The sequence below is a fragment of the Paenibacillus sp. 1SOY10 genome (assembly GCF_056836745.1).
In genome coordinates this window covers 95,605-116,240 of sequence record NZ_JBXENK010000001.1, presented here as the reverse complement: position 1 = coordinate 116,240, position 20,636 = coordinate 95,605, and the positions used below count along the sequence as shown (strand labels likewise).

Below are 20,636 nucleotides of genomic sequence, written 5' to 3'. Positions count from 1 at the left end.
TTCTTCGTCAGGAAGAGTGTCGCACAACCTTGCACTTTGATCTATTAACGCTTGGTCTTGTTAAAGTTATCCAAAATATGCAGAGGAGGGGTTTAGATGAATCGACCTGTATTAACGATGGAAGGCATCAGCAAAGAGTTTCCCGGGGTAAAAGCCTTGGAATCGGTCGATTTTGAACTTTTTCCAGGGGAAGTTCACGCCTTAATGGGTGAGAATGGTGCGGGAAAGTCCACACTTATGAAAATCCTCTCCGGCGTATACGCTCCTACACAAGGTACGATCAGGCTCAAGGGGGAGGAGGTTGCCTTCCGCGGTACGCTCGATGCCCAGCGTCAAGGTGTATCTATCATCCACCAGGAGTTCAACTTATTCTCGAATCTCTCCGTAGCGGAAAATATCTTCATCGATCGCCCTGAAATGACTGGACCCTTCGGCCGCATAAAGTGGTCCAAGATGATAGAGGAGGCACAAGCGCTGATCAATTCGATCGGGGGCAGCGATTTGGATGTCCGGCAGGAGGTGCGTCATCTTGGTGTACACAGCCAGCAGGTTGTTGAAATTGCCAAGGCACTCTCGTTCAAAGCCGACGTGTTAATTATGGACGAGCCGTCTGCTGCCCTTCCTGAAAATGAAGTCAAAAAAATGTTCGAAGTCATCCATCTTTTGAGATCACAGGGAGTAGCCATCGTCTATGTTTCACACCGGATGAAGGAAATATTTGAAATTGCGGACAAGGTAACCGTGCTTAGAGATGGACAAAAAATCGATACTAAAAGCATTGATGAAGTCACAGAGCCACAGTTGATTCAAATGATGGTCGGCAAGGAAGTGCAGCAGTTGTATCCAATTCGCCAGCAGCCACATGACGAAGAGGCCATTCTCAAGGTAAAAGATCTGTCATTAGATGCCGAACACAAAATCAATTTTGAACTCAGAAAAGGGGAAATCCTCGGTCTGTTTGGAATTCCAGGCTCCGGTTCTCACACGGTTGCTGAACGTCTATTTGGTCTTAAGCGTGGCACTGGGGAGATCATTATAAATGGCAAGCCCGTTCAGATCGCTACGCCCCGCGATGCCAAAGAGCATAAACTGGCCTATGTCCCGCCGGACAGACACCGTCAGGGAATTATCAAGCCGATGTCTATACGCAAGAACATTACGTTTACGTTGTTACCTAGCTTATCCAAAGGTCTGGCCTTGAACAATACGGCCATTCAGCAGGTGAGCAGTGAATATATGAACAAGCTCAGAATCAAAGCGCCCCATGATGAGCAAGCCGTAGACTATTTAAGTGGAGGCAATCAGCAGAAGGTTGTCATTGGCAAATGGCTTGCTGCCAAGCCCGATATTCTTATATTGGAAGAGCCTACTCGCGGCGTGGACGTAGGAGCCAAAGCCGAGATTTATAGCATCATCCACAAGCTGGCCGAAGAGGGGTTAAGCATCCTGCTGATCTCTTCTGAAATGCCTGAGGTGCTCGGGATGAGCGACCGAATATTGGTGTTATATAAAGGCGATATCGTACACGCATTTGCCCACGGTGAAGCCGATCAGGAACAATTGCTGCAGCGAGCATCCCACCCCCGTATGGAAGGAGACGTGTTATGAAACGTTTGCTCGGTGTACACGAAGCACCCATTCTAATTTTTACCTTACTCGTTATTGTCTTATTTTCCCTCGTTACTCCCGACTTCTTCCAACTGGATAATTTCAGGCTTATTCTGGATCAGAATATCTCCATGTTTATCGTAGCGATTGGCATGACGATGGTCATTTTGCTGGGAGGTATGGATTTATCCGTGGGTTCCGTTCTGGCTGTAACCGCGACCTCGGTCGGGATATTCTTGAATCATGGCATGCCCCCGTGGGTAGCCGCTATGCTGGGCATTGGCATCGGCGTTCTCTGCGGCATGGTGAATGGATATTTTATAGCCTACAGAAAAATCCCGGATATTATTGTTACCTTGGCTACGATGTATATATTTCGCGGAATAGCCGTTGGCATCAGCGGGGGAACATGGATGAACAATTTCCCGCCAGGTTTTCGCTTTTTTGGACAAGGCACGTTCATGGGCATCTCATTTCCTCTACTGGTTGCCATACTCTTAATCGCTATATTCATTTATCTCCTGCTCTATAGCCGTACAGGCCGAAGAATCTATGCGGTTGGCGGCAACTCTTCTGCCGCAAAGCTGGCGGGAATCAATGCAGCTCGGACGAAATTCATGGTGTATGTCTTTACCGGGATGCTGGTGGGCATTGCTTCGGTCATATTCGCCGCCAAGGTGGGAAGCGTGCAGGCGTCAACGGCGGGCAATTCGCTCTCCTTTGAGGTCATGGCTGCGGTGTTGATTGGCGGAGGGAGCATTTTCGGTGGAGTAGGTACTATTGCAGGAACTATGCTTGGCGTTCTCTTCATGGGCATCGTGAAGAATGGCCTGATTATAGCTAAGGTATCTCCGTTTTGGGTGGATGCGGCGACGGGGTTCCTGATTATACTCGCCATCGTCATTAATACCCTGCAAAGAGCAAGGCAATCCAAGGGGAAGGAAGGGGATTTAATATGAGAGTGTGGATAGATCGGTTACCACTTGCACTTCGGACCAATAAACTAATCGTTCAATTGCTCCTGTTATTGTTCATTCTGGTCTTGTTTAGCTTCTTATCTCCCTATTTTCTTTCTGTAACAAATTTCATGAATGTCCTGAATCAGATGGTAGAGGTTGGGCTCATTGCTATACCGATGACGTTAATCATTATTTCGGGAGCCATGGATTTATCGGTGGGTTCCATCCTTGCCTTCTCTGCGGTGGCCATGGGCGTTGGGTTTGAAAACGGCCTGAACATCTGGCTATGTGTATTGATTGGTTTGTTCACAGGTCTGGTATGCGGTGCTATTAATGGCTATCTTATTGCAAGACACAAAATGCAGGCCATCGTCGTCACCATAGGGATGCTGGTCATGCTTCGCGGCCTCGTATACGTCATGAATGAGGGCAGGCCCATCAGTGGATTTCCGGATTCCTTCTACTTTCTAGGTCAACAATATATTGCCGGAATTCCCTTCAATGCCATCGTACTCGTCATTCTGTTTCTCATCGCTAATTTCTTCATGAACAAAACGCGTTTTGGCAGTTATGTGTACGGAATCGGTAATAACGAGGAAGTGGTGCGTTATTCGGGTATATCCGTCACTCGTATTCGATTCGTTCTGTTCATGCTAAGCGGATTGTTCTCGGCCATTGCGGGTGTATTCCTGGTATCGCGGCTGGCCAGTGCCGAAGCGACATCAGGTACCAATATAGAGCTGGATGTTATTACAGCTACTTTAATAGGAGGTACACATATTTTTGGAGGGAGGGGGAGCCTTACCGGAACTTTTGTCGGGTTACTGATTATTGTATTTTTGCGAAATGGACTCAATTTGCTAGGTGTTTCCGTATTGTATCAAGCCGTTATCTTAGGCGCGTTACTACTGCTTGCAGTAAGCAATAAAAAATTTAGTGGAGAGTGAATCCTATGAAAAAAACAACATTGGCATTACTGACAGGTCTACTATCATTGAGCTTGGCTGCTTGCGGCAATTCTGCAAATACACAAACGGGTACAGGTGGGAATTCTCCTGCTTCCGGAGCAAAAACCTACTTCATTAATCCTAAATCGATAGGTCCTGCTTATTGGGCGGCCGCTGAGAAAGGCGCCAAACAGGCTGCCGAAGATTTAAAAGTAGAGGTGGTATTTAATGCACCTACTGAAGCAGACTCCTCGAAGCAGATCAATATGATACAGGATATGCTGACACGCAAGGTAAGCGGAATCGGTGTATCTCCCAACGATGCTAAAGCAGTAGGTCCCGTCTTCAAGAAAGCAAAAGATCAGAATGTACAAATTGTTACCTGGGACAGCGATGCTCCAGACACAGACCGTCAGTATTACGTAGCACCTGCCACGGACGAAGAGATTGGCGAGCTTCTGGCAAAAACCATTGGTGAAGAGATAGGTGGAAAGGGCAAGGTGGCGTTCATGGTTGCCGGACTGGGCTCACAAAACCAAATTGCCAAATCCGATGCAGCCAAGGCTTATTTTACGGCTAACTATCCAGACATCGAACTGGTCACCACCGTATCCAGTGATGATGATCAGCAGAAAGCGTACGCCAATGCCCAGAACCTGATCCAGACTTATCCGGATTTAAGAGGAATTATAGGCTTTGCGGGTGGAGAACCCCCGGCTGCTGCTGAGGTTGTTGAGCAAGCCGTAAACGCAGGGACATTAGAGCAAGGTCAGGTCGCTATTACGGGCATTGCTGTTCCGAGCGTAGTGAAGAATTACATCAAGAACGATACGATGAAGACGAGTATTATTTGGGACCCAGGCAAGCTTGCTTATACTACCGTCTATGTTCTGGATCAATTAGCTCAGGGCAATGAGATTCAGGATGGCATGGAAATTCCGAATGTGGGGGCTGTTAAGGTAGATGGCTCCAATGTTTTTATCGGCATGCTTGAAATAACAAATGAAAATGTGGACAGCTTCGATTTTTAATTCTGGCTGCTGAAAGGGCTAATAACTATGGAAATTCAAGTACAAATAGAGAAATTATCCTCTGAAAGTTTTGCCCCATACGGTAAAGTGGTTGATATTCCGGCGACTGCCCCTTCCAAAGAGGGAGATGGCTGGGATTGCTGGAGCTATATCCAAATGCTGGACGTATCAGAACCTATTGGATTTGGCCTCGTAGAGACCAGACAACGTGAGTTCATCGTATCGGCTATGGAGCGGCATGTGAGCCGGGAAGAATTGTTACTCACCTTTGATCGGGAGATTATCCAGCCGGTGGCTCTCTGCAAAGATATCAGCAATCCAGAGGAGCAGCCAGATTCAAATACTGTGAAGTGCTTCCTTATTAAACCCGGACAAGCCATCGTTATCAACCGAGGGGTCTGGCATAGTCCAGCTTACCCGGCATCTGCAGATGCCCGTTATCTATTCGCCATCGAGAAGAAGAAGGATGCCTTTGGCGATGAGATGATTAACCCATGGGTCGATTTCACTAATGGAGATACTATTCGATTCAAGTAAAGGAGAAGCACATGACGCATGAACAACAAGTAATGAACTGGATTGACGAGCACCAGGAGGAAATTATTACATTTTTACAGCAGCTCATTCAAATTCCCAGCGTTAATCCATGGTTCTTTGACGAACCTGCTCCCTCCAAGGAGAAGGAACTACAGCAATTCATCTCAAGTAAACTCGCAGGACTCGGTGCAGAAATCGAGATGTGGGAGCCTGATAGTGATGAGCTAACGCAATATGAAGGCATGGCGGGGTATTATCCGGGAAGAGACTTTACAGGACGCCCTAACTTAGCCGGGACCTTCGGAAAGGGAACAGCGGGCAAATCCCTGTTGCTCTTCGGACATATCGATGTGGTGATGGCAGGGTCCAAGTGGTCCGTTGACCCATTCGAGGGGACAATCATTGACGGCAAGATGTACGGCCGCGGTACCGTGGATATGAAGGGCGGCGTTGCTGCCATGATTATGGCCGTGGAAGCTGTGCTTCGCAGCGGCTTGAAATTGAAGGGACCTGTCGTAGTGGGAACGGTTGTTGATGAAGAGGCGGGCGGAATGGGCGCGCTGGATTTTATCCACCATGGCTACCGAACCGATGCATGCATTCTGACAGAACCTACCTCGCTTACTATTGCGCCGTTGTGCAGAGGAATCTTGTGGGGGAAAATCCGCATTCAAGGGCGCAGTGGACACATTGAGATGCCGCAAGCGGACTGGAAGGATGGAGGAGCTGTAGATGCTATCAAAAAGGCACGGATTATACTTGAAGCCTTTGACCGTTTGAATGAACGCTGGGCCTCGACCAAGACACACCCTTATCTGTCGATTCCTTGCCAGGTGCATGTGGCTCAACTGAATGCCGGAGAGTACCCAACCTCCTTCGCTAATGAAGCAGAAATCGTATTTAACGCACAGTATCTGCCGAGAGAGCGTGATGAAAAGCTGGTCGGGGGGAATGTGAAGAAGGAATTAATCGAATTTATACGCGAGACAGCCATGCAGGACCCTTGGTTAAGTGAGCATCTGCCAGAAATAGAATGGATGGTGGATGCGGACTGCGCAGAAACGGACGTAGCTCATCCCTTTGTCCAGACGTGTGTACAGTCCTTAAAAGCGGTTGGGGAAGAAGGCATTATTGAGGGCCTGGGCTTCCATACGGACATGGGTTGGCCTGTTAATGTAGGCATTCCGACGATTAACTTTGGCCCAGGCGATCCAAGTCTGGCCCATCACAGCGACGAATTCATCCCCTTAGAGGAACTCATTCAAGCCGTGAAGATGATAGCAAAAACGACGATCGACTGGTGCGGGGTCGAGGAAGCTTAATTCGGCAATAGTCCAATCTACATGCGAAGCGAAAACGCGGAGGGAGACCAACATGAAAATATTATTTGTAGGGGAATCCTGGGTGGTTCATATGATCCATACCAAGGGATATGATAGCTTTACATCAACAAAGTATGAAGAAGGAGCGACCTATTTATTGTCTTGCTTGAGAGAGCAGGGGATTGAGGTTACCTATATGCCGGCCCATGAGGTTCAGGTTCGTTTTCCCAAGTCCCTAGAAGAGCTTAAAGCTTATGATGCCATTGTAATTAGTGATGTAGGCGCGAATACGTTCTTGCTACAGAACCCAACCTTCTATCAAATGGAGATTATCCCGAATGCCCTGGATCATATTCAACAATTTGTCGCTGAAGGGGGAGGACTGCTGATGGTTGGCGGTTACTTGACCTTCATGGGCATTGAGGGCAAGGCGAATTATGCCAATACCGTGTTATCCGACGTACTACCGGTCGTTATGCAGCAAGGGGATGATCGGGTTGAAATGCCGCAAGGCTTTGCTCCTACAGTGACACAGTCGCATCCCTTGGTGGACTTTGGAGAATGGCCACGGCTATTAGGTTATAATAAGCTCACTGCCAAACCAGAAGCTAAGGTGTTACTTGGCCATCAAGAGGATGCCATCCTTACGGTTGGCACCTTTGGGGAAGGGAAGACCGCAGCCTTTGCCAGCGATTGCTCACCTCACTGGGGCTCAATGGAATTCATGGAATGGGAGCATTACTCGGCCTTTTGGTCGGGTCTCATTAAATATTTGAAATAGGTAAAGACGGGGCCGTTCTTGAGTTGGTACGTGGTACGGATCTAATCGGCTATTAGTTATGATAGAAACCCAATCCCGAGGGGATTGGGTTTTCTTTTCCAGATCTAGAACTGCAACATTATCGCTGCTCTTACGTTAATTTAAGTACCAATAGTTAATGGAAGGATTCATTATGAAGCGGATCACTTTTTTCTCATTTATTATTATTGCAATTATGACAACCGGTTGTGCCAGCTCTATTGAAGAAGCTGTTCCAGCTAATTCTCAAATAATGATCCAATCAAATATTCAAATCGTAAAATTTGATAAAAATCAGCTTGTAAACGAATCAGACGTCATTATATCTGGAACGGTTATTTCACAGGAAGTACAAAAGAATTTCGAAGGATTCCCTGCAACAGACACTACAATTAAAGTACAAAACGTTTTTAAAGGAAATCCTGGAGAGACTGTAGAAATACGAGTAGACGGTGGAGAAACGGAGGATATGATTTATGAACTTGATAAATCAATGAATCCAGATTTACAAATTAATCAGGAAGTTATTGTATTTCTAAGTGCTAATAAGGGATCAAGAACCGATAAAGACGAATTTGGATACTATATTGTGGGTCAATCCCAAGGTAAATTTATCATTGCAGATCAGTCCAATAGTTATATTGAAAATAAGGCTGGCACTTTAAGATTTGATTTCAAAGAATTTAGAAAAGAAATTAGTTCAATCGAAAAATATAATAAGGAAAATAATACACCTAGATTGTATCTACCTGAAGGAACTGAAAGCAACATTTAGTCTTAAGCCGTCTTATACTTAGGAAACTTGTCGAATGCCTTAGCACGAGTAACGTTGATGTTATTCGTGCTTTTTATTGTACTAAAGGTATGTAAAAAACATATGTACAAAATACGGGTTTTGTGAAATAGTCATAAGTAAAAAGTAAAATAGAAAAGACTATACATTTTTATTAATGTTAGTCTTCCGTCTTTTCTATTCTTTAATTTGATCCATATTATTTACAGCCGTTCTCATCTCTTCATCTGTAAGATGCGTGTAGATCATCGTAGTCTGGATAGAGGCGTGGCCCAGTTGGTTCTTCAGCCGTGGCACATCATTGTTCTCCTGGTGGTATCTTGTCGCAAAGGAATGTCGCAAGGAATGCACGGTCAGTGCCGGCTTTCCGAAGGCTGTTGCGTATTTCTCGATCAGCTTCTCAATGGCTCGTGGTGTTAATCGCCGGTTCAAGCCTTTACGCCCGATTGGCGCTGCCATAAACAAAAACGTCTCTGATTTCTCCGGCTTATACCTGGACTCACGGATGATCAAATAATCGTTCAAATCCGCCAATGCCTGCTGACTGAAATAAACGTATTGCTCCTTGTTACCTTTACGGATGACTCGCACCTGGCCTTTATTCATATCCAGGTCTTCAAGGTTTATCCCGGCAACTTCCGATAACCGGAGTCCGGAGCCAAGAATTAATGAGACGATAGCCGTGTCACGTTCCCGATTGAACTCATGAAACCCGAAAAGTCGTTTATTATCGCGGTTCTGAACGCCAAAATCATAGGCAACAAACTGACGAAACAATTCAAAATCATCTGAACGGAGAATCTTGCCTTCGATGCGATTAGCAATGGTTTCCTGACTTTCCTTCATGGCATTAAATTCAATCTTGGCCATCACATTTCGCGTAAGATAAGGCTCTAAAGCTTCGGTTTCCGCCTTATTTTGCAAATAATCAAATAGAGACTTTAACGCCGATAGCTTGCGGTTAATCGTATATTTAGAATTATTTAGCTGATACTCCAGATAAGTAAGAAAGCTTTCGATCTCACGAACCGTCAGCTTCTCTAATACTGATAGTTCCACGTCCTTGCGAGTAGGGGCCACAAACTTCTCAGCCACCAGCCAATCGAAAAAAATAATAAAGTCGTGGCAATAATTCAGCAGCGTGGTGTGCGATAATTTCCGCTTACGCGTATCTATGTATTCATTTACATACCAAGGCAAATCAATCAGCTTATCGTCAATACGGCTCATATAATGTGCTTTAGCGGCTTTATCCATAAAATGCACACCTCCTGATAGTTCCATTATAATTACTGTATAATTATTCGTCAAATTATTATTTTACGTAATAATAAATATGAAATGATCTCATCAGATCATCACTCCTTCCATCAAGCTTCAGTCTACAAACCTCACTTCGTTTTGTCTCAACCATCCATTTTCTAATAACCGCCCACCATCATGCCATTGGCCATACATTTTATTTTCGCGAGTATACTTCAGGAACTTCTCAAGTCTGCTATGGAATACGTCTGGCTGATTTTTGTAGCTTTGAATCGTGTCAATGCGAATTCTCTGATAAAGGTTCGGGAATGCCAAAAAATTCTGATAGGTCTGATCATCCGATTTTAGTTGCTCCAACACGTATTTATCTATGACAAAAGAGTTCGGGTCCATATCCGGGAGCACTAGCCTGCCCTGCTCTCTCATCAGTCCCAGATTCTCAAGACGGCGCACGCGTTCCTTATTTAATTCCGTCCATGAGCTTTTGTTACTTCTGGGAGATATCCGTTGTGCCAGATCACCTTCCGGCAACTTCTTCTTAATCCCATCAATCCAGCCAAAGCATAATGCTTCCTCAACCACGTCCAGATATAAAAGCTTGTCCGGAACTGGAGTCATGCTAACTATAACCCAACAGGCTTTCTCCGTTGCCGCGTGTTCTTCCAGCCAGTGCCTCAGTTCTTCTCGCGATGCTGTTTTGAGCAAGTTGTGAATTTCCATGACTGTTGCACCTCCGTCAATCAAATTATAATAACCATTAATTCATGTCATGAAATTATAAGGGTCAGAGCATGATTTCATCAAACATCGGGCTTTATTATAACACAACGATAGCACGCGCATAGAGCTAGATTGGGCCGGATAACCTAAAGCATGCCCTACAATACAACTTTGGAGGAATGAATCCATGAATAGCCAGCGAGCCAAAGACATCGTTGCTTCCCCTACTATGGTTGAAGTAACTTGTGACGGAGTTCCTATCTATATTCAGCATGTCGACGAACAAAACAAAACTGCAAGAATTTATCCGTTAGGTCAACCTGAAAATGAACAAGAGGTCGCTCTTTCCCAACTACACGAACTGTAAACCAATAGGAGGCGATGCCGGGTGGCGTCCCTCCTATTGTCATTCAATTAATCCCTTCGCAATAAAGTTAACATAACATTTATTATGTTTTGTCAATCCATTTAACTATTTCTCTTGTTATTCTGCACCGTTACATGCATATGACTCTTTGCTTCATCCCATGGCACAGCATAACCTTGACCTTTAGCGCAAAATATGGATGTTGAGGTATAGGCCGGGTCCGCGTTCTTATCATAATTTCGTCGGGCGATGGCCTCTTCTGCCTGATGACAAGGCTCATATCCACCGAATTTCAACGATAACGCGCCTTTTCCGTGTGTTAACGAAGCTAACTCCGTACTGTAATTCATGAAGGTTGCTACTGGGACGACTCCAGTGATACTTGCCATGGACTCGGAGGTCTCCGGAGCTTCGAAACGGCCGTGTGCCTGCTGAATATCAGTTAAAATTTTGCCCAGGTACTCTAGGCCAACCTTAATTCTGAAATGATACACCGGCTCAAGCAGGACATTCTCGGCTTGCTCAAGCCCTTGACGTATCGCACGGAACGTAGCTTCGCGGAAGTCTCCCCCGCTGGTATGCTTATGATGTGCCCGGCCGTTTAACAGGGTAATCGTCACATCGGTTAGCGGCGCACCTGTCAGCAAGCCATGATGCTCCTGCTCCAGGACATGCTGACCCACCAAATGTTGATAGCCAGTGACAAGATCATCCGGATGACAATCATTGACGAAGATAACACCGCTATCTCTAACCGCAGGCTCTAGACGCAGATGAACCTCTGCATAGTGACCGAGCGGCTCAAAATGACCATACCCATATACAGGTCCGGCTAGGGTCTCCTTGTACAATATTTCTGGAGCACCGAAGGTAACCCGCATGCCGAATCGCTCCAGCAGCACCTGCTGCAATACCTCTAAATGGATGTTGCCCATAACATGAACATGAAGCTCCTGCAGCGCCTCATCCCAGCGAGTACCTAGGGTTGGGTCTTCAGCATCCAACTGACGAAATACCCCAAGCACCTCTTTAATATGAAGTGGTGGCTCAAACCCCACACGGGATTGCAGGGTCGGAGTCAGTTCTGTGTCCAACGTATCTAGACATGCACCCAAGCCTTCACCGGGAGCCGCTGTACCAAGTCCGGTCACAGCAAACAAATCTCCCGCCTCCATCTGTTCCGCCTGAACGTAACCTCCACCATTATACTTACGGATAGATGTGATCTTATCCTTCTGGCGGTCGGTCTTCGGCCCATATTCCAGGAGTTCCCGGACGCTTAGCCTTCCTTGCAGTGCTTTGATGAAGGTAATCCGTGTCCCTTGCTCATCATAGCGAATTTTGTGTACCCGCCCGCCGAAGGGAAGTTCCCCATCATAGGTGGTTACCGTCAAGTTATCGAGCATTTTGAGGAATTCTGCAATGCCTTGATCCAGTAGCGCAGACCCTTGCAAGCAAGGGAACGCCTGCCCTTCCTGGATCAGCCTGATCAATACCGCACGCCAGGCCTCGTCAGACAGGGTTCCTTCCAGATAGGCTCCCAGCAGCTTGTCATCTCGCTCGGCCATCCAGGCTTTTTGGGTATCCTGCAACGGTTCCTCATAGCTCCAACCGCGTAAATCCAGCACATTCGGAGTCAGCTCCTGGCGGATGTCGCTTAGCACCTGCTCCGGGTCCGCACCTGTACGGTCAATCTTATTGATAAACAGAAACGTCGGAATGCCATAGCTGCGCAATAATTGCCATACAGTCTCCGTATGTCCCTCTACGCTCTCCACCGCACTGATGATAATCACTGCATAATCCAGCACCTGCAAGGCTCGCTCCATCTCAGCCGAGAAATCGACGTGCCCTGGGGTATCCAGCAAATAATACGTCGTGCTCCCATAGCGCATCTCCGCTTGGTCGGCAAAGACGGTAATGCCCCGTGCTTTCTCGATCTCATGACTATCCAGAAAAGCATCCCGGTGATCGACCCGCCCCCGGCTGCGAATTGTTTGCGTATGGTAGAGCAGTGCTTCGGCAAACGTAGTCTTGCCTGCATCCACGTGGGCAAGCAGTCCGATCGTTTTCTTCATTATCTATCCCGCCTAGTTCTTAAAGCTATGAATCGGTGCCGGAATACGTCCACCACGTTGGATAAACGGGGCACAGTTGAAGCTGTTCACTGGCATGACAGGCGCATAGCCCAGTAATCCACCAAACTCAACGATCTCGCCAACTTCCTTGCCAATCACCGGAATAATCCGCACGGCGGTCGTTTTGTTGTTAACCATGCCGATGGCTGCTTCATCAGCAATGATACCGGAAATAGTGGCACTGCTTGTACTACCTGGAATAGCGATCATATCCAGGCCCACGGAGCAAACACAGGTCATGGCTTCAAGCTTCTCAAGCGTCAACGCACCACGCTGTACCGCTTCAATCATGCCGTGGTCCTCACTAACAGGAATGAAGGCACCGCTAAGGCCACCGACATAGGAAGAAGCCATAACGCCGCCCTTCTTGACGTTATCGTTCAGAATAGCCAGTGCCGCTGTAGTACCGGGAGCCCCGGCTTCCTCCAGCCCCATTTCCTGAAAGATTTCAGCAATGGAATCACCAACCTCAGGTGTAGGCGCAAGGGATAGATCAATAATGCCAAAGGGTACGCCAAGCCGCTTGGAGGCTTCCTGTGCCACAAGTTGCCCTACCCGGGTCACCTTGAAGGCCGTGCGCTTGATCGTTTCGCAAAGGGTCTCAAAATCCTTGCCCTTCACATCCTCCAGTGCACGCTTCACTACACCAGGACCACTGACCCCTACATTGATTACGCATTCCCGTTCTCCTACGCCATGGAAAGCCCCGGCCATGAACGGGTTGTCCTCCACCGCATTACAGAACACAACCAGTTTGGCGCAACCGATTGATCCCAGATCTGCGGTCCGCTCAGCCGTCTGTATGATGATTTCACCCATGCGTTTGACCGCATCCATATTGATGCCGTTGCGTGAGGAGCCAATGTTGACCGAAGAGCATACGCGCTCTGTAACAGCCAACGCTTCCGGAATGCTGTCAATCAGAATGCGATCCCCTTGCGTAAAGCCCTTTTGTACCAGCGCCGAAAATCCTCCGATAAAGTTGACGCCCACCTGCTTGGCCGCTCTATCCAGCGCTTCGGCTACTGGGACATATGTATCGGTCTTGAGCCCGCCTGCGGCGATGGAGATCGGAGTCACCGAGATTCGCTTGTTCACAATCGGCACGCCAAATTGCTTCTCCAAATCCTCCCCCGTCTTCACCAAGTGCTCGGCACTGCGGGTTATTTTATCATATATTTTCTGATTGAATATGCTCATATCCTCATGCGCGCAATCCATCAGGCTAATGCCCATCGTAATCGTCCGCACGTCCAGATTCATTTCCCGGATCATGGTATTCGTTTCCTGTACCTCTACGCGTGAAATCATGGTGTTCCCTCCCCTTTCTCAGATCCGGTGCATCGTATTGAAGATATCCTCATGCTGGAGCTTGATTTCTACGCCAATGGCTTCGCCCAGTCCCTGCAGTTCCTCTACCAGCCGTTCAAATTCCTTGGATGCCGCCGAGATATCCACGATCATCATCATGTTGAAATACCCCTGAACAATCGTCTGCGAGATGTCCAGAATGTTGACACCGCTATCTGCTAGATACGTACATACCCTTGCGATAATCCCTACCTTGTCCTTGCCCAGTACAGTAATGATTCCCTTCACTGAAGCTTCCTCCTTTAAGTTCAAACCCTGCCGCTAGCTTATCTTGGCGAGTGCCTATTTCGCTTATTATGGCAAAAGTCGAGGAATTGTTCAATAACTAGGTTCACTGTGGAAAATAACCCCTCTCTAAGGGAGATACGGTTTTGCGTTTGGTTTTCTGCCCAGCAGGTTCCGAATGAGCCCCAGGGTCTTCGACCGCACACTCCTGACGGTAACTCCCTTGCACAAGCTTAAGGTCAATAAAGTCCACCACTTGCTGCAACGAAGCAATCTGCTCGACAATATGCTCCCGGTGCATTTTCATAAAATCCACCAGTTCCGGATAATCTCCAGGGTCTGCATCAACGGACACTTGCAGGAAGGGACGCATCTCCTCCAAGGGCATTCCCGTCTTCTTCAGGCAGCCGATCAGCTTAAGTGTCTCGATATCCTTTGTATAGTAAATTCGGTGGCCATTTTCCTTCCGCTTGGCGCGTGGCAGCAATGAAATCTTTTCATAATAGCGAATTGTATCCTCAGAAAGGCCTGTTCGTTCGGCCGCTTGCTTGATGGAAAAAACCTCAGTGTCCGCATAAGTCATACTCATAGCCCCTATTCCTCCTTTAGTTTGTTAAGTCAAAGCCTATTCTTATTCCGAACCGTTTGCTTGACGTCATTATATAACCTGGAGTTAACTCCAGGTCAAGCAATCAAAAAAAATATTTGTACGTGAATGTGGCTGCTTGACTTGGAGTCGACTCCAACATCTACACTGTTCCCTACTGGCAGCCTTACGATGCTGCTCAATTACATGGGAGGGATACACATGCTTAGAAATACAAGAGAACAAGTGGCTCTGATTACGGGGGCCAGTTCGGGTATCGGACTTGAATTGACCCGCAAATTACTGGATGAAGGTTGGCAGGTCATTGCCTTGAATCGATCTGCGGTGCCATCGGGCGACATACCGCTGCAACAAGCCGTCCAGAGCGGGCAGCTTCGTGTTTACACCGTGGGCGATTTAGCCGATTATGAGAGCTTACGGTATGCCCTGCAAAAGGTTCGGGAGAAGGAGCCGTTCATCGATGTACTCTTTAATAATGCCGGAGGAAGCTTCCACGAACTTACCTATAGTCGTCAGGGCCGGGAAACGCACTACGAGCTCATGACCGTTGTTCCGTATATCATCACCATGGAACTCAAGGAACTTCTGCTGAAGGGAAATCTTAAAACCGTCATTAACACCTCCTCTACGGCCCTTAATATGATTAAATCCTTCGATCTTGAACAATTGCAGCGTCCGAAGAAGTTCCGCAAATTGTTGGGACCTTACGCAGCCTCCAAGTTGGGGCTATCGCTATGGACAGAAGCCGTAGCACCCTTACTGGCCAAGGAAGGCATTCTGATTCGCAGCATAGACCCAGGAAGCAATAACACGCTCCGCAAAGGCAAGAAGTCCGGCCTACCCATCTGGCTGGAGCCGATTATGCGCTATTTCTTCGCACCCCCGACGCATGGAGCCAGCTTGCTGCTTGAAGGTGCCTTAGGGGAACACCGTGGCAAGACAGGTGTATTTGTGAACAAAGGAAAGATTCAGTCGCTGACTTTCAGAGCCTATGCCAAACCACTACTTGAACGGCTCCAGCAAATTTATACAGAAGAATATAAGTTTATACGCTGAATATTAAACGGGAGGGATAGGTTATGCAAAGTAATACAAGCCACCCCGTTGCATTAATAACAGGGGCCAATTCGGGCATCGGGCTGGAATTAACCAGGAAGTTACTAAATGAAGGATGGCAGGTCGTTGCCTTAAATCGATCCGCGGTGCCATCTGGCGACATGCTACTGCAACAAGCGGTAAATGAGCGAAAACTGCGAATTTACAAGGTGGCCGATCTTGCCGATTATAACAGCTTGCGGCGTACACTTCAGGAGGTTCGAGAGGGAGAGCCCTTCATCGACGTAATCTTTAATAATGCCGGACAGAGCTTCCCAGAACTTACCTATACGCCGCAAGGTCGCGAGACACACTATGAGCTTCTAACCATCGTACCTTATCTCATTACTATGGAACTTAAGGAACTGCTGCTCAAGGGCAAGCTCAAAACGGTAATTAATACCTCCTCCTCCGCACTCAACATGCTCAGAACATTTGAGCTTGAACAACTGGAACACCCGCCAAAGTTCCGCAAGATGCTGGGACCTTATGCCGCTTCCAAGCTGGCACTGTCCTTATGGACGGAGGCACTAGCGCCATCGCTTGCCAAGGAGGGGATTCTGATTCGCAGCGTTGATCCTGGTAACAACAATACGGTGCGCAAGGGCCAAAAGTCCGGACTGCCTATCTGGCTAGAGCCGCTCATGCGCTTCACCCCACCCCCGACGCACGGGGCCAGCTTGCTGTTTGACGCTGCCTTAGGGGAACACCGAAGCAAGACAGGTGTATTCCTTATTAAAGGGAAAATTCAGTCGCTTCCCTTCAGGGCATTAGCCCAACCCGTGCTCGAACGAGTCGAACAGATCTATCGGGAGGAATTCCGCAAAGTTCATGTATGACAAAAAGAGCTTTGTCCCCGGCCTGAGAAGGTCAAGGACAAAGCTCTTTGATTTGCCTAACGTTGCAGCCTGTCTTGATATTGCTTCTTAAGTAAAGCGAATAGAACGGCATCCACGAACTGATTTTTCTCGAAGAAACATTCCTTCAAGTAACCTTCCTCGTAGAAGCCCACCTTCTCCAGCAAATAACGGGACCGGATATTATCCGGATCGATAAAGGCTTCTACCCGATGTAATCCACGATCCTCAAACCCAAAGCGCAACACCTCTTGCAGCACCTCGCTCATGACGCCCTGCCCCCAATAGGCAGGATCTAGCTCATAACCGACCTCGGCCTTCTGATTCGTCTTGGACCAGTTATGGAATCCACAGGTGCCAATCACCCGGCTGCTCTTGGATTTGACAATGATAGCCCAGCGATAGCCTCGACGCTCCGTGTAGCGACTGTTCCAGGTCTGAATCAGTTCCTCCGCCTGCCGAAGCTCTACAAATCGTTCCAAGTCATAATATTTGGTCACTTCATCCGTCGAGAAGTATTTAAAGAGATCTGCGGCGTCTTCCGAAGTTAGCTTTCTGAGAATAAAGCGTTCTGTCTCAAGCTGCGGGAACAGTTTCATGACGGTCCGTCCTTTCTCCGTAGACTTCTTGCTAAATCCATTATAGAGGAAGGAACAGGACGAAAGAAAGAGCCAACCATTCCATCATGTCAAACGAATCAGGCTGCAATCACCTCAAGCTTGATGCCAATGCCAAAGGGGTCATGCAGGGAAATGCCACTAAGCTCCCGCTCATAAGGAACGTTTGCTTCCTCCAGCCGGCTTATAACCGCCTCCAGCGCGGAGGCGTCAGGCAGCGTTGTCGTGAAGTAGCGAATGCCCACTGCATCCTCCGGTGCCGGTGGTGCTCCCGCCCCTGCCCACAAATTAAGACCGATGTGGTGGTGATAACCACCAGCAGCGATAAACAGGGCAGCCTTACCGTAGTGGGCAGTCACTTCAAAGCCAAGTACCTGAGTATAGAATTGCTCCGCCTTCTGCAAATCGCCCACATGGAAGTGAACATGCCCAATTCGTGTTCCGGCAGGCAATCCGTTCCATTCCGCTGATTCAGAAAGAGTTAGCAAACTGTCTACATCTACGGTGTCGGTGGTCATAACGTATTCCCCACCGCTATCCTTCTGCCACGTATCACGTGGACGGTCTGCATAGATTTCAATTCCATTTCCGTCAGGGTCGTTGAAATACAGGGCTTCACTGACCAAGTGATCCCCTTGCCCCACAGGGACTTGATGCTTAATCAGGTTCCGCAGAGCCAGCCCCAAGGACACACGATCCGGCAGTAAAATAGCAAAATGATACAAACCCGATACAGACATTTCCCGCAGGACCCGGTATTCAGGGTTAGCATCCAGAATTAACAGCGATTGTTGGCCATCCGTAGTAAGCTCGGTAGTCTGATCATATTGTTTAAGTACCTGAAAACCCACTGTTTCACGGTAAAATTGAAGTGATTTCTCCAAATCTCTAACTTTCAAGCGTACGGTGCCGATCTGAGCGGCGGGATGAATAGGTATTGGATAAGACATCATACAGCGCCTCCTTATTTGTTGTAATCAGTATAGTTACAGGTTGGTGATATGTCAATCACTTATTGTGCCTTAGCCCCGCCTGCTCATACAAAAAAATGCCCCTGTTAGGGACATTTTAAGACAACACTTTAAGACAGCCTTATATCAAGCTTATCCGACTTCCGATTTAGAAGATAGGTCATCCACGATATCCCGAAGCGTCACTGCCGCCAGTGTCTTCTCCATCGCCTTCTGCGCTGAAGAGAATACTGGCTCAATCGCGGACTGAATGTTACGCCCGACCGGGCAATTTGGATTAGGGCGGTCGTGTACTGCAAACAGGCCATCCTCTTCCACCACGTTAACCGCACGATAAACATCAAGCAGCGTAATGTCCTCCAGCTCATGTAACAGCTTGGTTCCGGCCACACCAGCCCGCACTTCCACCAGTCCCGCCTTATTCAACATACTCATGATGCGGCGAATCACGACTGGATTGGTATTCACGCTACCGGAAATATATTCCGATGTGCTCACACCCTCCTTGTTAAATTCAAGCAAGGACAAGATATGGATAGCAACTGAGAATCTGGAGCTGATCATCATAACAGCACTTCCCCCTTTCCACTTCCTTGTAACAATATTAGTTACATATATAGTGTTATGTCAATAGGATTCCCGACAAGCCAAGAAAGAAGCCGCCTAACCGTACAATATAATCACGGTCTGACGGCTTAATTCCGTTCTTTCTCAAATGGACCATTCCCAGACAATCATCCATAAACATGAATATCACGGATTTGCTTGGCCTGCTCGATATACGGACCTTCAGACAAGTTGTTAAAGGCCAGGTGCGTCGCCCGCAAACTGAGAAGCTGATCCCCCGGCTTCAAGCCAAATTGCTGCCAGGTGTGCAGAGGCAATGTAAAGTAATGGCTGCTATTGAGATGAACCCAGCAGAAGGTACGTTCTTTGAATGTGATGGTCTCCCCTTCGGGGATCCTGAACCGTTGGAGCTCAGGCATGCTGGCAAAAATAGAAGCCAGCGGCGAGTTTGCAATTAACTCCTTGCATACGACGCTAAAGCCTTTGACCGTATTGCGCCCTGTCATTAAAATAATGTTGGAATCCGGCTTAATATGGTACTCATGTAGGGCTTGATCCGGAAGGTAAAACGATCCGTCAGGAAGCACTTTGCTCCATGCGTAAAAAAACTTCCCGCCTTTGGCATTGACTGCCATGCATATCATCCCCCGAGCGTATTAAATATCTTTTTTGTAGGTTAATCATCGCCCAATTGCGGGGGATGGAGATATGATTTTAATCACGCTTTCATAAAGGTGATACTAACGATACAGGCCTTTATTCCGGTAGTTTTTCAATTCTAGAGGCAAAATAAGCTTTATGTGCTCTCAGCACCACGATCTTAAGCATCATATAGACCGGAATCGCCAGGATCATTCCCAGAATACCGGCAAAGTCTCCTGCTACCAACAGTAGAATGATTGTCGTAAGTGGATGAATGTTAATGGTCTTGCCGTAGATATATGGCGAGATGAGATTACCTTCCACCTGTTGGGCTATCACCACAATAGCAATGACCCCGATCACCATGGAAGGCGATACGGTAAACGCCACAATGACACAGGGAATGGCCCCGAGCAGCGCACCGAAATAAGGAACGAAATTGAAGAGCGCTCCGACTACAGCCAGCAGCAACGGGTATGGCAACCCGATCAGCCAGAACCCGATGAAGCTCATCAAGGCAAGTACCACGGCACTAATCATACGTCCGGCAATGAAGCCCTTGAGCATGTTGTCAATATCATGAATAACGCTACTCCCATCCTTGCGGTACTTGGCGGGCAGCATACGTATCAAGGCCGGGGTAACCCGCTCATCTTCCTTGAGCATGTAATACAAGAAGATGGGAACAGTACCGACAACAATCACAAAATCATTCAAGAAGGTGAAGAAGTGAGACAGATATCCAGAGATGGCTTCCACTGCTGAATTCAAATGCTCTGTAATCTTGTTCATCAGCTCCGGGCTACTCTCGTTGGCCACCATGGAGAAAAACGTACTCTCCCGGATATTTGTCATTTGCTTCTGCAAGTTACTAATCAACCGGGGCACGTTATTCATGAACTCGATAATCTGATTTTGCAGGGGCGGCCACACCACGATAAGGAACACCGTCAGTACGCCAGCAAACAGCAAATAAATCAGCAGGATGGATAAAATCCGGTTTAGCTTCTTGCCATCCAGGAACTGGACGATCGGTCGCAACAAATAATACAGAAATCCCGAGATCGTAATCGGGACAATCAGTATACTTACCAATGTGAGCAATGGATTGAAAATAAAGCTGACCTTGGACAGCAAGTAGATCATCGTCAGCACCAGAATAATGCCAAGCGTTGTACGGTAGAATGGATGTTGCAGCAT

22 protein-coding genes are annotated in these 20,636 nt (G+C 47.5%); 11 read left to right on the top strand and 11 right to left on the bottom strand.

All coding sequences use genetic code 11. The annotated features are described in order from the left end of the window. Window positions 1-96: 96 nt before the first annotated feature. The 8 genes from AC1VOR_RS00550 to AC1VOR_RS00515 all read left to right on the top strand — a co-directional run bounded on the left by AC1VOR_RS00550 (window position 97) and on the right by AC1VOR_RS00515 (window position 7,978). Window positions 97-1,608, top strand: a complete 1,512-nt coding sequence (locus tag AC1VOR_RS00550) for a sugar ABC transporter ATP-binding protein (RefSeq protein ID WP_482615075.1) — start codon at window positions 97-99, stop codon at window positions 1,606-1,608. Beyond that, entirely contained in the window at window positions 1,605-2,567 is a 963-nt protein-coding gene (locus AC1VOR_RS00545; RefSeq protein ID WP_482615073.1) for an ABC transporter permease, read from the top strand. Before AC1VOR_RS00550 ends, AC1VOR_RS00545 begins: the two co-directional genes overlap by 4 nt. Next, the gene (locus tag AC1VOR_RS00540) at window positions 2,564-3,514 is read left to right on the top strand and encodes an ABC transporter permease (RefSeq protein WP_482615071.1); all 951 of its coding nucleotides are present in this window, start codon (window positions 2,564-2,566) and stop codon (window positions 3,512-3,514) included. Before AC1VOR_RS00545 ends, AC1VOR_RS00540 begins: the two co-directional genes overlap by 4 nt. 5 nt (window positions 3,515-3,519) lie before the next feature. Beyond that, window positions 3,520-4,545 (top strand): autoinducer 2 ABC transporter substrate-binding protein, encoded by a 1,026-nt coding sequence (locus AC1VOR_RS00535; RefSeq protein ID WP_482615070.1) that lies wholly within the window; start codon window positions 3,520-3,522, stop codon window positions 4,543-4,545. Window positions 4,546-4,572: 27 nt separating this feature from the next. Continuing rightward, on the top strand, window positions 4,573-5,082 hold the full coding sequence (locus AC1VOR_RS00530; protein WP_482615068.1) for an ureidoglycolate lyase: 510 nt from the start codon (window positions 4,573-4,575) through the stop codon (window positions 5,080-5,082). Window positions 5,083-5,093: 11 nt separating this feature from the next. Next, window positions 5,094-6,404, top strand: coding sequence for an ArgE/DapE family deacylase (locus AC1VOR_RS00525; RefSeq protein WP_482615067.1), 1,311 nt, complete (start codon window positions 5,094-5,096; stop codon window positions 6,402-6,404). Window positions 6,405-6,456: 52 nt separating this feature from the next. Beyond that, complete coding sequence (locus AC1VOR_RS00520) at window positions 6,457-7,185, top strand: glutamine amidotransferase (protein ID WP_482615066.1); 729 nt, start codon at window positions 6,457-6,459, stop codon at window positions 7,183-7,185. 172 nt (window positions 7,186-7,357) lie between these two features. After that, window positions 7,358-7,978, top strand: a complete 621-nt coding sequence (locus AC1VOR_RS00515; RefSeq protein ID WP_482615064.1) for a hypothetical protein — start codon at window positions 7,358-7,360, stop codon at window positions 7,976-7,978. Between the two features lie 195 nt (window positions 7,979-8,173). Here the strand turns inward: AC1VOR_RS00515 and xerS are convergent, their stop codons facing one another. Both xerS and AC1VOR_RS00505 read right to left on the bottom strand, forming a co-directional pair. Further along, a complete protein-coding gene (gene xerS, locus AC1VOR_RS00510) occupies window positions 8,174-9,253 on the bottom strand; it encodes a tyrosine recombinase XerS (protein WP_482615062.1) in 1,080 nt (359 codons plus the stop codon). Between the two features lie 120 nt (window positions 9,254-9,373). After that, window positions 9,374-9,979 (bottom strand): YdeI/OmpD-associated family protein, encoded by a 606-nt coding sequence (locus AC1VOR_RS00505; RefSeq protein ID WP_482615060.1) that lies wholly within the window; start codon window positions 9,977-9,979, stop codon window positions 9,374-9,376. Between the two features lie 187 nt (window positions 9,980-10,166). Here AC1VOR_RS00505 and AC1VOR_RS00500 point away from each other — a divergent pair, with 187 nt between their 5' ends. After that, window positions 10,167-10,346 carry a small acid-soluble spore protein H gene (locus AC1VOR_RS00500; protein WP_018753937.1) on the top strand — a complete coding sequence of 60 codons (180 nt, stop codon included), beginning with the start codon at window positions 10,167-10,169 and terminating at the stop codon, window positions 10,344-10,346. Between the two features lie 101 nt (window positions 10,347-10,447). Here the strand turns inward: AC1VOR_RS00500 and AC1VOR_RS00495 are convergent, their stop codons facing one another. From AC1VOR_RS00495 to AC1VOR_RS00480, 4 genes are all read right to left on the bottom strand, one after another. Continuing rightward, a complete protein-coding gene (locus tag AC1VOR_RS00495; RefSeq protein WP_482615058.1) occupies window positions 10,448-12,424 on the bottom strand; it encodes a GTP-binding protein in 1,977 nt (658 codons plus the stop codon). A 12-nt stretch (window positions 12,425-12,436) separates the two neighbouring features. Then, window positions 12,437-13,795, bottom strand: a complete 1,359-nt coding sequence (locus tag AC1VOR_RS00490; protein ID WP_482615056.1) for a DUF711 family protein — start codon at window positions 13,793-13,795, stop codon at window positions 12,437-12,439. Window positions 13,796-13,813: 18 nt separating this feature from the next. Continuing rightward, entirely contained in the window at window positions 13,814-14,083 is a 270-nt protein-coding gene (locus AC1VOR_RS00485) for an ACT domain-containing protein (RefSeq protein ID WP_018753935.1), read from the bottom strand. A 103-nt stretch (window positions 14,084-14,186) separates the two neighbouring features. Next, window positions 14,187-14,669 (bottom strand): MerR family transcriptional regulator, encoded by a 483-nt coding sequence (locus tag AC1VOR_RS00480; protein WP_482615054.1) that lies wholly within the window; start codon window positions 14,667-14,669, stop codon window positions 14,187-14,189. Between the two features lie 219 nt (window positions 14,670-14,888). On the opposite strand from AC1VOR_RS00480, the gene AC1VOR_RS00475 reads away from it, so the two are divergent. Beyond that, entirely contained in the window at window positions 14,889-15,743 is an 855-nt protein-coding gene (locus AC1VOR_RS00475; protein ID WP_482615053.1) for an SDR family NAD(P)-dependent oxidoreductase, read from the top strand. Window positions 15,744-15,766: 23 nt separating this feature from the next. Then, on the top strand, window positions 15,767-16,621 hold the full coding sequence (locus tag AC1VOR_RS00470; RefSeq protein WP_482615051.1) for an SDR family NAD(P)-dependent oxidoreductase: 855 nt from the start codon (window positions 15,767-15,769) through the stop codon (window positions 16,619-16,621). A 56-nt stretch (window positions 16,622-16,677) separates the two neighbouring features. Here AC1VOR_RS00470 and AC1VOR_RS00465 read toward each other — a convergent pair whose 3' ends face one another. From AC1VOR_RS00465 to AC1VOR_RS00445, 5 genes are all read right to left on the bottom strand, one after another. Then, window positions 16,678-17,238: a GNAT family N-acetyltransferase gene (locus AC1VOR_RS00465; protein ID WP_482615049.1), complete on the bottom strand. Its 561-nt coding sequence runs from the start codon at window positions 17,236-17,238 to the stop codon at window positions 16,678-16,680. A 98-nt stretch (window positions 17,239-17,336) separates the two neighbouring features. Then, window positions 17,337-18,206, bottom strand: coding sequence for a VOC family protein (locus tag AC1VOR_RS00460; protein ID WP_482616359.1), 870 nt, complete (start codon window positions 18,204-18,206; stop codon window positions 17,337-17,339). Window positions 18,207-18,359: 153 nt separating this feature from the next. Continuing rightward, window positions 18,360-18,794, bottom strand: coding sequence for an Rrf2 family transcriptional regulator (locus tag AC1VOR_RS00455; protein WP_482615047.1), 435 nt, complete (start codon window positions 18,792-18,794; stop codon window positions 18,360-18,362). A gap of 167 nt (window positions 18,795-18,961) precedes the next feature. After that, complete coding sequence (locus AC1VOR_RS00450) at window positions 18,962-19,429, bottom strand: hypothetical protein (protein WP_482615045.1); 468 nt, start codon at window positions 19,427-19,429, stop codon at window positions 18,962-18,964. 121 nt (window positions 19,430-19,550) lie between these two features. Continuing rightward, a complete protein-coding gene (locus AC1VOR_RS00445; protein WP_482615043.1) occupies window positions 19,551-20,636 on the bottom strand; it encodes an AI-2E family transporter in 1,086 nt (361 codons plus the stop codon).

What these genes read in the sequence shown, in the direction of transcription:
- AC1VOR_RS00465 (WP_482615049.1), bottom strand. Translation starts at nt 17,238, where the DNA reads ATGAAACTGTTCCCGCAGCTTGAGACAGAACGCTTTATTCTCAGAAAG.
- AC1VOR_RS00505 (WP_482615060.1), bottom strand. Translation starts at nt 9,979, where the DNA reads ATGGAAATTCACAACTTGCTCAAAACAGCATCGCGAGAAGAACTGAGG.
- AC1VOR_RS00545 (WP_482615073.1), top strand. Translation starts at nt 1,605, where the DNA reads ATGAAACGTTTGCTCGGTGTACACGAAGCACCCATTCTAATTTTTACC.
- AC1VOR_RS00520 (WP_482615066.1), top strand. Translation starts at nt 6,457, where the DNA reads ATGAAAATATTATTTGTAGGGGAATCCTGGGTGGTTCATATGATCCAT.
- xerS (WP_482615062.1), bottom strand. Translation starts at nt 9,253, where the DNA reads ATGGATAAAGCCGCTAAAGCACATTATATGAGCCGTATTGACGATAAG.
- AC1VOR_RS00490 (WP_482615056.1), bottom strand. Translation starts at nt 13,795, where the DNA reads ATGATTTCACGCGTAGAGGTACAGGAAACGAATACCATGATCCGGGAA.
- AC1VOR_RS00535 (WP_482615070.1), top strand. Translation starts at nt 3,520, where the DNA reads ATGAAAAAAACAACATTGGCATTACTGACAGGTCTACTATCATTGAGC.
- AC1VOR_RS00495 (WP_482615058.1), bottom strand. Translation starts at nt 12,424, where the DNA reads ATGAAGAAAACGATCGGACTGCTTGCCCACGTGGATGCAGGCAAGACT.
- AC1VOR_RS00525 (WP_482615067.1), top strand. Translation starts at nt 5,094, where the DNA reads ATGACGCATGAACAACAAGTAATGAACTGGATTGACGAGCACCAGGAG.
- AC1VOR_RS00500 (WP_018753937.1), top strand. Translation starts at nt 10,167, where the DNA reads ATGAATAGCCAGCGAGCCAAAGACATCGTTGCTTCCCCTACTATGGTT.
- AC1VOR_RS00470 (WP_482615051.1), top strand. Translation starts at nt 15,767, where the DNA reads ATGCAAAGTAATACAAGCCACCCCGTTGCATTAATAACAGGGGCCAAT.
- AC1VOR_RS00480 (WP_482615054.1), bottom strand. Translation starts at nt 14,669, where the DNA reads ATGAGTATGACTTATGCGGACACTGAGGTTTTTTCCATCAAGCAAGCG.
- AC1VOR_RS00550 (WP_482615075.1), top strand. Translation starts at nt 97, where the DNA reads ATGAATCGACCTGTATTAACGATGGAAGGCATCAGCAAAGAGTTTCCC.
- AC1VOR_RS00460 (WP_482616359.1), bottom strand. Translation starts at nt 18,206, where the DNA reads ATGTCTTATCCAATACCTATTCATCCCGCCGCTCAGATCGGCACCGTA.
- AC1VOR_RS00450 (WP_482615045.1), bottom strand. Translation starts at nt 19,429, where the DNA reads ATGGCAGTCAATGCCAAAGGCGGGAAGTTTTTTTACGCATGGAGCAAA.
- AC1VOR_RS00515 (WP_482615064.1), top strand. Translation starts at nt 7,358, where the DNA reads ATGAAGCGGATCACTTTTTTCTCATTTATTATTATTGCAATTATGACA.
- AC1VOR_RS00475 (WP_482615053.1), top strand. Translation starts at nt 14,889, where the DNA reads ATGCTTAGAAATACAAGAGAACAAGTGGCTCTGATTACGGGGGCCAGT.
- AC1VOR_RS00540 (WP_482615071.1), top strand. Translation starts at nt 2,564, where the DNA reads ATGAGAGTGTGGATAGATCGGTTACCACTTGCACTTCGGACCAATAAA.
- AC1VOR_RS00455 (WP_482615047.1), bottom strand. Translation starts at nt 18,794, where the DNA reads ATGATGATCAGCTCCAGATTCTCAGTTGCTATCCATATCTTGTCCTTG.
- AC1VOR_RS00530 (WP_482615068.1), top strand. Translation starts at nt 4,573, where the DNA reads ATGGAAATTCAAGTACAAATAGAGAAATTATCCTCTGAAAGTTTTGCC.
- AC1VOR_RS00445 (WP_482615043.1), bottom strand. Translation starts at nt 20,636, where the DNA reads ATGCTGCAACATCCATTCTACCGTACAACGCTTGGCATTATTCTGGTG.